Raw genomic sequence first — 12,769 nt, 5'->3', positions numbered from 1 at the left:
GGATGAGACTCTAGAATTACTGGAATGGCCGCGCTTGTGCCAACACCTTAGCACCTTTACCGCCACTAAACTCGGTGCGATCGCAGCCCGCCATCTCACTCCCCCAGCCAGCCGAGAGGACACTTTAACCCTTCTCGAACAAACCAAAGAGGCGTATTTATTAGATAATCAACCCACCACCAGCATCTCTTTCGACGGTATTAAAGATATTGGCAACGCCCTAGAACGGGTAGAATTATTGGGGACTCTATCGGGAGAAGAACTCCTCGATATTGCCACAACTCTCGCGGGAATGCGCCGTATTCGTAGAGTTCTCGACGATCGCGACAATATCCCCACTCTACAAAATTTAGTATCCCCCGTTCGCACCTATCCCGAACTCGAACGAGAAATTCATCATTGTATTGACGATCGCGGACAAGTGACCGATCGCGCTAGTGTCAAACTCGCAAATATTCGCACTAAGCTCAAATCCTTACGAGACAAGATTTACGGCATCCTTCAGCGTATCATTCAACGTCAAGGAGGAGCGATCCAACAACCCACTATCACTCAAAGAGGCGATCGCTACGTCCTCGCGGTGAAAGCCCCTCAAAAAGATGCAATTCCAGGAGTGGTTCACGATAGTTCCAGCACTGGGTCTACCCTCTACATCGAACCCCATGCCATCATTGATTTGGGCAATAAACTGCGACAAACCCAGAGACAGGAAAAAACAGAAGAAGAAGTGATTTTAAGGGGGTTAACGGAGAAAATAGCCGCCGTTCAGGAAGATTTAGAACGCCTCTTAGCCATTGCCACCAGCCTCGATCTCGCCACCGCTAAAGCCAGATATAGTTTCTGGTTAGAAGCAAACCCCCCGCGTTTTATCGACCCCGAAGAAGCGATCGCCTTGCGCCAACTGCGCCATCCCCTCCTCATTTGGCAGTACAAACACGAACAAGGCCAAGAAGTGACTCCCATCGACGTACAAATTAAACCAGAAATTCGCGTGGTTGCCATTACCGGCTCCAATACGGGAGGTAAAACCGTCACCCTGAAAACCGTCGGTTTAGCCGCACTCATGGCGAAAACAGGCTTATTCGTCCCCGCCCGAGAACCCGTCGAATTGCCTTGGTTTAGTCGAGTTTGCGCTGATATTGGCGACGAACAATCTTTGCAGCAAAGTTTATCGACATTTTCCGGTCATATTCGCCGCATCGATCGCATTGTCAAGGCGATCGCCAAAGACCCTCAATCTCTGATCCTCCTCGATGAAATTGGAGCCGGCACCGATCCGGCGGAAGGAAGCGCCCTTGCCATTGCTCTCTTAAACTATCTTTGCGATCGCGTTTCTCTCACAATTGCCTCGACCCATTACGGCGAATTAAAGGCTTTAAAATACCAAGATTCTCGCTTTGAGAACGCCTCAGTTGAATTTGATGATGTTACTCTTTCCCCCACTTATCGCCTGCTGTGGGGCATTCCAGGACGCTCTAATGCCCTAACTATTGCCGGGCGTTTGGGTTTACCGGAAGAGATTATTAAAGAAGCTGGCGATCGCGTCGGGGGATTTTCTCAAGAGATTAATAAAACCATTGTAGGGCTAGAACAACAGCGCAAACAACAAGAAGGAAAAGCCAAAGAAGCAGCGAATTTATTGCAACAAACTGAGAAATTTTATCAAGAAGTCTCTCAAAAAGCACAATCTTTGCAAGAAAGAGAAAGAGCTTTAAAATTATCGCAACAAAAAGCCGTTAATGATGCGATCGCCACTGCTAAAGCAGAAATTACTAAAGTTATGCGAGAATTGAGCCAACAGCAAACTATGCAAAAAGCTCAAAAAGCAATCCAAAATCTTCAGCAGATTGACGCAGAATATTCCCCTAAATTTGCTGCACCTAATGCAGATCGCGGTTATCAACCCAAAGTTGGCGAAAAAGTTCGCATTCCTCGTCTCGGACAAACCGCAGAAGTGTTAGGAATCGATGACAATGGAACTGAATTAAATGTTCGATTTGGTTTAATGAAAATGAGCGTTCCCGTTACCGATATTGAATCTTTAGATGGGCAGAAAGTGGAGACCGCAAAAGAAGAGAAAAAAGAGAAGCAAAAAAGAGAAGAAAAGAAAAAAGAAATGGTGCAAATTTCTCCCCCCAAAGTCGCAATGGTGCGAACTTCTCAAAATAGTGTTGATATTCGCGGAAGTCGGGTATTTCAGGCAGAATCTCAAATCGAAAAAGCGATTTCTGCGGCGACTCAAGCGGGGGTTTTATGGGTTATTCATGGTAAAGGTACAGGGCGCTTGCGTCAAGGGGTTCACGAATTTTTAGAACGTCATCCCCAAGTCGATCGCTTTGAATTGTCCCCGCAAAATGAAGGTGGATCGGGAGTGACTATTGCTTATCTAAATTAGGGAAAATTAGGCGATCGCGGTTCTAGCCTTCGTGCATTTATTTAAAGATTTGGTAAAGTTCCTTTTTTACTCTAGCTCTTTCCAGAGAACTTGACTAAGATTAAAGCATAAAGGTGTAAAAATCCTATCTAGTTCTCGTATCTACCGCCGTGATTAGTTCTCCTAACTTCTCCCCAAATCTGAGATCGACGATTGCTTACGTTCCTAACGGGACCAACTCTCCTTTAAGTCATCTCAATCCGCAGGTCAAAACTCATGCCTCTGTTAAAAATTCCAGTAAACGCGCGATCGATATTTTAGGCGCTTTGGTGGGATTAGTTTTAACTGCCGCGATCGCCATTCCCATCGCGATCGCCCTCCACTTTACCAGTCCAGGCCCCCTTTTCTATCGTCAAATTCGTTGCGGTTTAAACGGTAAAACCTTTCGTCTGTGGAAGTTTCGTTCAATGGTGACAGATGCCGATCGCCTCAAGCATCTGGTTAAAAATCAAGCCAATGGTTTCATTTTCAAAAATAAAAACGATCCCCGTATTACTCGCGTCGGCAAGTTTTTGCGTCAAACCAGTTTGGACGAATTTCCGCAATTTTGGAATGTACTTAAAGGAGAAATGAGTTTAGTCGGGACGCGCCCGCCAACTCCCGATGAAGTTGAGAAGTATAATGACTATCATTGGCAACGCTTACAGGTTAAACCAGGTTTAACCGGAGAATGGCAGGTTAATGGTCGTTCTTCCGTCAAGGATTTTGAAGATATTGTGAAGATGGATTTAGACTATCAAGAAAAGTGGTCAATTGGCTACGATCTAAAATTAATTTTGCAAACTTTTGGTGCAATTCTCAGCAAAAAAGGTGCGTATTGAATTAACAAAACCAATAATTCTTTTTGACTTCCTCTCAAGTTATGAGAATATCAATAACAAGGATTGTTATTTTGTTATTTCGCATTGAGTTATGACTTCTCCCCAAAGCGATCGCCTGTCATCTGAAAATCAAAAAGTGACAGCAATTATTTCTCACTTCGTGCGTCCGGGTCGTGAGGAAGGCTATGAAGAATGGTTGAAAGGAATTGGTGCAGCAGCGCAAGAATTTGCAGGTCACGATGGTGTTACCGTTATTAAACCCAAACCTGGAGGCCACAATGAATATGTGGCGATCCTTCGTTTTAATACCTATCCCCAACTTTGCCGATGGTTAAAGTCCGATCAGAGGAAGAAATGGATCGACTGCGTTAAACCCCTCATCCAAGAATCTGAAAAGGTGCAAATTATTACAGGTTTAGAAAATTTAGTTTCTCTACCGGGAAGTGTTTCTGTTACGTCCCCACCTCGCTACAAAACAGCGATCATTGTTTGGTTAGGTGTTTTTCTTTGTTCGTCTGTCCTCGGAATCGTACTCAATCCGTTATTAGCAGCACTGCCTTTATTTTTACCCCAATTGATTAGTATTGGTATTACTGTTTTTATCTTAACTTATTTCGTTATGCCTTTACTGACGCGCGTATTTTACAAATGGTTACACCCTCAATCTAAATGATTTTTGTTAATCCAGCATAAAATTTATTTTTTAGAAGAAAATGCGAGTAGCAAATTTTTATATTTTGGGAATGACATTAGGATTTATCTGTATTTCTGACATTACGCTTGCTTTTTCACAGCCGGAAAAACGCGATCGCCACTTAACCGAGTTTGGTATTATTTTAGCTGAAACAGGTGCTAAGGAGGAAGCCTCGCAACTATTCGATCGCGCTTTAGAAATTGCCGAAGCGAGCGAGGAGCGCGGTGATAAAATAGAGGCAATTGCTTACATTGCCAATCGTTTAGCAAAAGCGGGTTTTAACGATCGCGCTGAAATTGTTTTTACTCGTGCTTTGGAATTAAGTAAACAAAAAACAGATGATAATAACCAGAAACCAGAAGAGTTTTACAGTCACTATTATGGGGATTTGTTTTTGCGAAATGTGCTAATTGAGATGGCACGATCGCCATATCGCGATCGCGCTTTAGCAGAAGCAAAAAATATTACTTCTCCTCTCGCTCGTGCCGAAGTATTTAACGAAGTTGCAACAGGTTTAATTGCCGATAATGAGTTAGAATCGGCTCGGAAACTTCTCCTCGAAGCTGTAGGAGTTGCTAAAACTGAAAAAGAATATTTAAGCTATGAAGCGAATGGTTCTTGTGATAATTTAGAATACGCTCTTTTCGCTAAAATCGCCGATAATTTAAGTCAAGTTGCTGAGTTACAATCTGCCTTAAAACTTGCCCAAGGTGTGCGAGGATGTTATGCTGCTTCGAGTCTTGAATTGCCTTTCCAATGGTATCAAGCTGATGCTTTTACGAGCATTATAGAAAATCTTGAAGAGATTACAGCAATTCGAGAAACATGGAAAAGTTCTCAGAGAATAAGCGATGATTTTGAAATTGTTAAAGTCTGGGGTGAGATCGCCAAAAAATTAGTTAAAATCGAAGAATATGACTTTGCTGTTTCTATTGCGAGGAGATTAACCGATCCCTCTCGATTTAATGCTGATGAAATGGGAATAGGAGGAGAAACTTTTTTGTCTCTTCAACAAAATCTCTTACTTGATATTGCTTTAGCTTTTGTGGAAAAAGGAGAAGTTAAACAAGGGAGAAGAATTGTCCAATTTATCTCCAAACCTCGCCAGATGGTATTGAATGTATTCCTTGAAATTGCGATCGCCAAAAAAAATTATCGGGAAGGAAGAACAGAAATAGCATCTGAACAATTGTTAGATTTAGTATCAGTTATTGAAGAAGAGCGCGATCGCGAAGACTTCGAGAATAACTTGAATTTACAGGGAGAAATTGCTCTAGCTTTAGCAAGCATTGGTAACAAGGAAAGTGCGATACAAACTGCCCAAACTATCAAAGATGAATATTGGCGATCGCAAACTTTAACTAATATTATCATTAACTTTGCAGAACAAGGGGCGATCGAAGAGGCTCTACAACTTGTTCCTAGTATTGAGGAAGAATTTGGACAAGCAAGTGCGTTAATCGGGATTCTAGGGAATATGACAGAAAACAAGCAACTAGAGGAAGTTTTAAAAATTGCCGAAAATCTGGAAGCAGAGAAAGACTCCATTAAAATTGCGATCGGACTTCAATTTCTCAAACTTGGGGATATTCAACGCGGATATCATTTACTTCATGCAATACAAGGAACAAACTTCAACTCAGAGATAATTGAAGCTGCAAGCGTACAACTGGTCAGACGAGGAGAAATAGAAAAAGCATTAAAACTGGTAGAAAAGATTGAGTTTCCATCAGTAGAAGCGAAAATATTAGCTGATTTGGGCTTAAAAATAATGGAAAATCCTTAAGACAGCTACAACCTCTTTTGATAAAAATCATCGAGAGACAAGGGTAGCGATCGCACTACACCAGATGCGATCGCTTTTTTGGTTTTAAGTCCCCCAGATTTGGGGGATTTAGGGGGCATATATTTACAAAGAGCGCAAAAAGCGAACTAAAGCAGCGCGATCGCCTTGACTCATCTTCCGAAACTGCTCCTTCGAGTTTTCCGCTTCTCCACTATGCCAGAGAATGGCCTCCTCCAAGGTTCGTGCGCGGCCGTCATGGAGATAACTCGAATAAGGTAGCACAGTTTGGGTCAAACCAATGCCCCATAAGGATTGCGTGCGCCATTCTCGTCCCGTCGCTAAAAAATCCGGACGACCATCGGCTAAACCTTCTCCCATATCGTGGAGTAACAGGTCAGTATAGGGGTGAATGGTTTGCTGGGCAAGGGCTTCAATCTTATAATTGCCTGTAGAAAGGGTGGGAATGTGACAACTCGCACAATTTGCCTGTTGAAACAATTTTTCGCCTTGTTTAACCTCTGCATCATCTAAAAGAATGCGACCGGGAACCGCCAAACTTTGGGCATAAAACTCAGCATTTTCGAGAGTTTTGCGATCGATATCCGGTTTCTCGTCCGACTCAGGAAAGAGGGGATTGGTAACTCCCATATCATTGATATAAGCTGAAGCCGTTTGCTGGAGCAAGTTTGGGTTATTTGCTTTCCAACCAAAGCGACCCAAAACGATCGCCTCTTTCTCCACATCCCAAACTTGATTAGGACGACCGGAAATGCCATTGCGATCGCGATCGTCGGGATCGGCTAAGTCGCGAATGGTTTTCTCGGGAATTGCTTCAATTAGCCCCAAACCAAACACGGGAGGAGGAATGCGAAGGGAGGTCAAAATTGCTGGAGAAATGGGCTTACCATTGGCCAGGATAATTTGAGGATGGGGCGATCGCAAGGAATAGGAAGTCCCATCCCCATATTCTCCCTCTTGCTCTTCCCAAGCGATCGCCACGGTTGCTTCCGGTTTGTAGCCATAAACCCCTTGGTCTTGAATTTGCGTCCCCAAACCTTCTACGGGAGGTGCATTTCCCAAACTAACGGAGGCTTCGGGATGATAAGTTGAGATGACGGGTTGTCGGTTAGAAGTGGTTTCCCCTGAATTTTGGCGACTCTCGCTGACTCTGACTAATAATTGACCTTTTTCGGGTAAACCGCGACCATTGCGGATATGGCATCCGGTACAAGAGGCATTATTAAACAAGGGTCCCAAACCTGGATTAATGCGTGCGGGAGGGGTGACAAAGACGGCATCGAAGGCTAAGTCCCCTTCAAAATGGCGCTCTGATTCTATTTCATTTAATCCCACTGAAGGTTGTTCGTAAGCCTTGGAAGTCCGATTAAAAACCGTAGTTTTCCCTCCTGCTAAAGGGGTTTGGGCAAATGTGGGGGAAATGAGGTTCGATAAAATAATTCCTGATATCAGGGCGATCGCAAATAAAGCAAGTAAAGATCGTAGCATTCGCGATCGCTCGGACTTGATTGGCATAATGTTCTCCTGCTTAAAATTGGGAAAGTAATGGCAAAAGTGTTTACCCTTGGACGAGGGGTAATACTTTTTCTTCCATTGTTGAAAAGAGTTTTAAAATTGCTTCTTTTGCTGTTGCTAACGTCTCTAATGCCTCTGCATCGGAGATTTTGAGTTCTATGGGGTCGGGAATGGCTGCGATGGCTGCGATCGCCTCCTGCATTTCTTGTTTGATTTGGCGATCGAGGTTAACATCGGCTTGAGCCACAAAATCGCTGATACTTGTTCCCCGCGATCGCGTGTCGGGAAGTCCTCCCCAATAAGCATTTTCCACACTTTGCAGGTTATTTTTAAAATCGTTGAGAGAAGAATGACTGAAGCGACTTTCAAGGTCGTCTGTGCTTTTATCGGTCAAGGGAACACCAATTTTTTCGTTAGCAACTTCATCCAAACATCCCATCATTCCTTGCACGATTTCTTCTAAAGCTGCACTTTTTGTGAGATAAGCAGGATTATTGCGTTCTCCCGCAGCGATCAAAACCTGGCGATACGGAGGATTGCCAGAAACCCCATCTACCCAACTCTCGATCAGGTCTTGGGAGGTTGTCTCAAATGCTTTTGCGAGTAATTTAAGCAATTCAAGTTCTCTTCGTGAAAAATCTGAGGCTGTTTTATCGTTATTCGTGCCAAAGAGCAAAAGTTCGATAGTGTGAAACCCTTTTGCGGTGGTTTGCAAGTTGGTGACATATTCGGGAGTCAAACGATCGCCACTCTTGAGAATTGCAGTCACATCAGTTTCATTCACCGGCCAATCATCGAGATCCCCATCGTAACCGAGGGATGATGCGGGACCAAAGGCAAAGGCTTCACTTTGTTCCCAGGGTGTCCGCGTCCCTAACCAGGCGACTCGTGCGGCTTTTAAGTGTTCTGGGGTGGGCTTGGCCACAAAGCGATCGACGGCGGTTTTCAGCACTATTGCTTGACCCAAAAGGCGATCGTAGGTGGGAATAATAACCAGATCGACAAAATCGGTAAGGACTGCTTGTTCGAGATTGTGGGCATCTGCGAGGACAATGCGATCGCGCTGCGTGATAGTCGCTGTATTGCTCTGTTGTTGAGAATTCAGAGAAATAAATGAATAACTATCGCGGCTCAAACTGACAAGGAATAATCCAGTTAAAATAGCCGTTCCAACGACAAAAGACTTTATTTTGGGGGATTTTAGGTGTTGTAGAAAGATTTTCGTTAATGACATTGCTTATTTTTTTGCAAATTATTTGCATTTACGGCAGAACTATATTAGCTTATCAGGAATTATTCCTATTAAGCATTTAGATTTTGTTTATATTTAAAAAGTGAGGATAAATCCTAGGATTTATCCTCACTCAAACAAAGACTTTGTTTTTTACAATAGAGAGTTTTTGTCATTTTTAGGTTTTTACCATTCTTTCTCAGAAGTGCGATCGCATCTCCCCAAATACAGTACAATTGTTTTGAAAGCGCGATCGCCACCTTGCCAATATTAACAAGACGTTAAGTTCGTAATTCTTATTCTTTAACTTTATTTTCCCCCATAAAATCCCCAATCATTCCACAAGGTTTTCCCGAGTTTTCCACAGTTTACCCAAGGTTTTCCACAAGTTAAAGAATCAAATTCAAGCATTGCGGTAGGCTGGGGAATTTTTCTCTTTTAGGATTGAACATCAGTTCTATACTGAGTTTATGTAAAGTTAAGTAACAAAAAATGGGTCAAAATACTTGTCGTCTCGTAAATCTTGAGTTTTTACAAAGAAATCCGTAACATTTCTCAGCATTGACAAAAGGCTTCATTACCTGCGAAATAGAAGAGAAGGAACTAAGAATCGAAAAACACAACCCCATCAAGTAGAAGCGTACTATCTCCTATTTAATATCCAGTTCTTAGTATCGAGTTTGAGCGTTGCGGGGAAATTTTTCCCCCGGCTGTATCCCCCCACATTATCTAGTCCAGCGAGGTTGTCATGAAAAGTATCGTTAGCATTTTGGCAGAAATCCCCGAAGATCTGCACCAATCCTTGAAAACCTATTTAGACTGTCATCCCACATGGGATCAAGACCGCGTATTTGCTGCGGCTCTCTCCTCGTTTTTGTTACAAAACAATAGTGCGAACGAATCTATTAGAGACGCTCAGAATTATCGTGCTTGTGCAGAAGTTTATTTAGAAACACTGTTTCACTCTTAAAAACTTACTTTTGACTTCGATTAATGCGATCGCCAGAATTTCTGGCGATTTTTTTATTTGCAGTCGCTGTATGAGAAAATTGTCAGAGAAGAACCCGATTTATTGCAATAGTAAATTTTTAGATGACAGCCACTTTCCGCGATCGCCAGCACCAAAAATCGAAAGCCTTGAAACCCGGAAGCCGTCGCCCTGCTAAAGAACTGTGTAGCGAGTGCGGTCTTTGCGATACTTATTATATCCACTATGTGAAAGAAGCCTGCGCTTTTCTCAATCAACAAATTGCCGAATTAGAAGCCAAAATACACGATCGCCATCGCAATCTCGACAATGAAAACGAACTTTATTTCGGCGTACATCAGCTTATGATAGCGGCTCGGAAAAAGCAACCCATTCAAGGGGCGCAATGGACGGGAATTGTCAGTGCGATCGCCTGTGAAATGCTCGATCGCGGTTTAGTTGAGGGAGTCGTTTGCGTACAGAATACCGCAGAAGATCGCTTTCAACCCATGCCCGTCATTGCCAGGACACCAGAAGAAGTATTAGCTGCAAAAGTTAATAAACCGACCCTTTCTCCCAATTTATCAGTTTTAGAACAAATCGAACAATCGGGCCTGAAACGCCTGTTAGTTATTGGTGTAGGTTGTCAAATTCAAGCCTTGCGAGAAGTAGAAGAGAAATTAGGTTTAGAAAAACTCTATGTTTTAGGAACGCCTTGCGTAGATAATGTCAGTCGGGAAGGGTTGCAAAAATTCCTAGATACAACAAGTAAATCCCCCGATACGGTAGTGCATTATGAGTTTATGCAGGATTTTCGAGTGCATTTTAAACATGAAGATGGTTCAATCGAAAAAGTGCCTTTCTTTGGCTTAAATACAAAGAAATTGAAAGATGTTTTTGCACCTTCTTGTCTCAGTTGTTTTGATTATGTTAACTCTCTCGCCGATTTAGTGGTGGGATATATGGGTGCGCCTTTTGGTTGGCAATGGATTGTCGTTCGTAACGATACGGGGGCAGAAATGTTAGAGTTAGTTGGGGAGCAATTAGATACTCAGCCAGTATCTTCTCAAGGGAACAGAAAACAAGCAGTACAGCAAAGTATTCCCGCTTACGAACAAGGTGTAACATTACCCATGTGGGCGGCACAGTTAATGGGGGTTGTTATTGAAAGAATCGGACCAAAAGGGTTAGAATATGGACGCTTTTCTATTGATTCGCATTTCACCCGCAATTATCTTTATGTCAAGCGCAATTATCCCGAAAAACTAGAGGCGCACGTGCCTGAATTTGCTAAGAAAATTGTTAGTCAATATAAATTACCTGATGTTTGACATACTCTCACCGCTAAACGCTTGAGCGTTCTAGCGGTCAGACCCCGCAAGAGTTTTAATCTCTGGGGATTAAGCGATCGCCATGCTTTCGATAAACCCCCAGAGAGCGCTATGGTCAAAGTACCTACCACGCAGACCTTACATTAGTTCTGCCAAGACACTCGCAAACTGTCAGGTTGGTTCAAATCCCCCTCAAAGATGACACCGCGCTGATTGGCATGGATGTGACGCAGGATTTTATAAATCTCCTCAACGCGATCGCCAGCCTTGGCTTTTTCGGCAATTTCTGCGAGGGAGAGGGGCGTATTTGCAGCCTGCAACACGGCGATCGCCTGACTTTGCAAAGCCAATACCGAAGCGGCTGCTTTTTTCCCAGCTTCGACTCCAGGTTGGTGATAAGCATTGACATTGACCAAGGACGCATATAAACCCACAGCGCGATCGTAGAGGGCAATTAAGGCACCCACCGTCAGAGGAGTGACCTCGGAAATGGTCACGGTAATGGAATCCCGTTTATTTTCATAAAGCGCCTGGCGGGTCCCCTGGAGGAAGCCGGAGAGGAAATCCCCACTGGTGGCCCCATCTTCAATGATGAGGGATTTACCTTCTCGATCTTTCAGCACTTCGATAAAAGTGAGGAAGAAATTGGGTACGCCTTCTCGCAGTTGCTGTACATAAGCGTGTTGGTCTGTAGAGCCTTTGTTGCCATAGACGGCAATTCCCTGATGGACAACATTACCATTGAGGTCTTTTTCTTTGCCCAAGGACTCCATTACCAATTGCTGTAGATAGCGGCTGAAGAGCAACAAGCTATCTTTATAGGGTAAAACTACCATGTCTTTTGCGCCCTTACCATTGCCGGCATAATGCCACGAGAGGGCGAGTAGTGCCGCAGGATTGTGCTTAAGATCGGCAATACGGGTGGCATCATCCATTAATTTTGCACCATCGAGCATGGCTTGAATATCAATGCCTTGCAATGCGGCGGCGACTAAGCCGACGGCGGAAAGTTCTGAGGTGCGTCCTCCTACCCAGTCGTGCATGGGAAAGGTGGTCAGCCAGTTTTCTGACTTGGCAATGTTGTCCAATTTCGAGCCGTGACCGGTAATCGCGACGGCATAGGGGGCAAAATTGAGATTTTTGCTTTCGTAAACGGTTTTCGCTTCTAACATCCCGTTACGGGTTTCTGGGGTGCCGCCGGATTTGGAAATGACTAACACGAGGGTTGTTTTGAGGCGATCGCCAATTTGAGCGAAGGTTTTATCCATTCCCGCAGGATCGGCGTTGTCGAGAAAATGGATTGCCAGGGGGGGAGTCAGGGGGGACAGGGCTTCGGCAACAAATTGGGGTCCCAAGGCCGATCCACCAATCCCAATGGAGAGAATATCGGTAAATTTAGCTTCTTGGGGGGGATGAATTTCGCCACTGTGGACTTTGCTGGCAAAGGTTTTGACTTGTTCTAGGGTATCGACAATTTCTCGTTTTAATGCGGGGGTGGGGGCAAGATCGGGGTTACGCAGCCAATAGTGTCCCACCATGCGGTTTTCGTCGGGATTGGCGATCGCGCCTCCTTCTAAAGCTGCCATTTCCTGAAATGCTCTTTCAAACTCGGGCAGCATAGCTTTTAGAAAAAAGTCATCGAAGCTCATGCGACTCACATCTAAGTAAAACCCGAGTTCGTCATTGTAGTAGAGCCAATCTTGATAGCGTTGCCAGAGTGCAGCAGAGTCCATAAATCAACCTCAATATCCTCTGTATCCATTGGCTTTATTGACATCTCCCCGCTTTAAAAAGACGGGGATTCTGTGGTTAATCCACCGAAAGCGCGGTTTTAACCCGCTTTCTCCAAGTCTGTCAACAGACTCCTACATCCCTTGGCTAAAAAATAGCTGTGGACTTACATGGAAGTATTGTAACGCAAGACGGGTTAAAACCCGTTGCGTTCGATGTCCATTGATTAAAATCAATGGCT

At 43.9% G+C, this 12,769-nt stretch carries 9 protein-coding genes; 6 read left to right on the top strand and 3 right to left on the bottom strand.

Translation table 11 applies throughout. From position 1 onward, the window contains the following. From VB714_RS19555 to VB714_RS19540, 4 genes are all read left to right on the top strand, one after another. On the top strand, nucleotides 1-2,395 hold a 2,395-nt coding region (locus tag VB714_RS19555), incomplete at its 5' end, for an endonuclease MutS2 (RefSeq protein ID WP_323226345.1). Nucleotides 2,396-2,547: 152 nt separating this feature from the next. Beyond that, nucleotides 2,548-3,255, top strand: a complete 708-nt coding sequence (locus VB714_RS19550) for a sugar transferase (RefSeq protein ID WP_416309745.1) — start codon at nucleotides 2,548-2,550, stop codon at nucleotides 3,253-3,255. A gap of 91 nt (nucleotides 3,256-3,346) precedes the next feature. Continuing rightward, nucleotides 3,347-3,928, top strand: a complete 582-nt coding sequence (locus VB714_RS19545; protein ID WP_323226343.1) for a hypothetical protein — start codon at nucleotides 3,347-3,349, stop codon at nucleotides 3,926-3,928. Between the two features lie 40 nt (nucleotides 3,929-3,968). Continuing rightward, nucleotides 3,969-5,735: a hypothetical protein gene (locus tag VB714_RS19540; RefSeq protein WP_323226342.1), complete on the top strand. Its 1,767-nt coding sequence runs from the start codon at nucleotides 3,969-3,971 to the stop codon at nucleotides 5,733-5,735. 123 nt (nucleotides 5,736-5,858) lie between these two features. On the opposite strand, the gene VB714_RS19535 is transcribed toward VB714_RS19540, so the two are convergent. Further along, the gene (locus VB714_RS19535; RefSeq protein WP_323226341.1) at nucleotides 5,859-7,268 is read right to left on the bottom strand and encodes a di-heme oxidoredictase family protein; all 1,410 of its coding nucleotides are present in this window, start codon (nucleotides 7,266-7,268) and stop codon (nucleotides 5,859-5,861) included. Nucleotides 7,269-7,311: 43 nt separating this feature from the next. Then, complete coding sequence (locus VB714_RS19530; protein ID WP_323226340.1) at nucleotides 7,312-8,502, bottom strand: imelysin family protein; 1,191 nt, start codon at nucleotides 8,500-8,502, stop codon at nucleotides 7,312-7,314. 745 nt (nucleotides 8,503-9,247) lie between these two features. Here VB714_RS19530 and VB714_RS19525 point away from each other — a divergent pair. Together VB714_RS19525 and VB714_RS19520 are read left to right on the top strand one after the other, a co-directional pair. Beyond that, nucleotides 9,248-9,469: a DUF2811 domain-containing protein gene (locus VB714_RS19525; protein WP_204102796.1), complete on the top strand. Its 222-nt coding sequence runs from the start codon at nucleotides 9,248-9,250 to the stop codon at nucleotides 9,467-9,469. A gap of 122 nt (nucleotides 9,470-9,591) precedes the next feature. After that, nucleotides 9,592-10,797, top strand: coding sequence for a Coenzyme F420 hydrogenase/dehydrogenase, beta subunit C-terminal domain (locus VB714_RS19520; protein WP_323226339.1), 1,206 nt, complete (start codon nucleotides 9,592-9,594; stop codon nucleotides 10,795-10,797). Nucleotides 10,798-10,940: 143 nt separating this feature from the next. On the opposite strand, the gene VB714_RS19515 is transcribed toward VB714_RS19520, so the two are convergent. After that, a complete protein-coding gene (locus VB714_RS19515) occupies nucleotides 10,941-12,530 on the bottom strand; it encodes a glucose-6-phosphate isomerase (RefSeq protein WP_323226338.1) in 1,590 nt (529 codons plus the stop codon). Nucleotides 12,531-12,769: the final 239 nt, after the last annotated feature.

The organism is Spirulina sp. 06S082, assembly GCF_034932145.1.
GTDB lineage: Bacteria > Cyanobacteriota > Cyanobacteriia > Cyanobacteriales > Spirulinaceae > CCY15215.
Note: the sequence above shows the minus strand (reverse complement) of the source record. Positions and strands in the feature narration are given on the sequence as shown.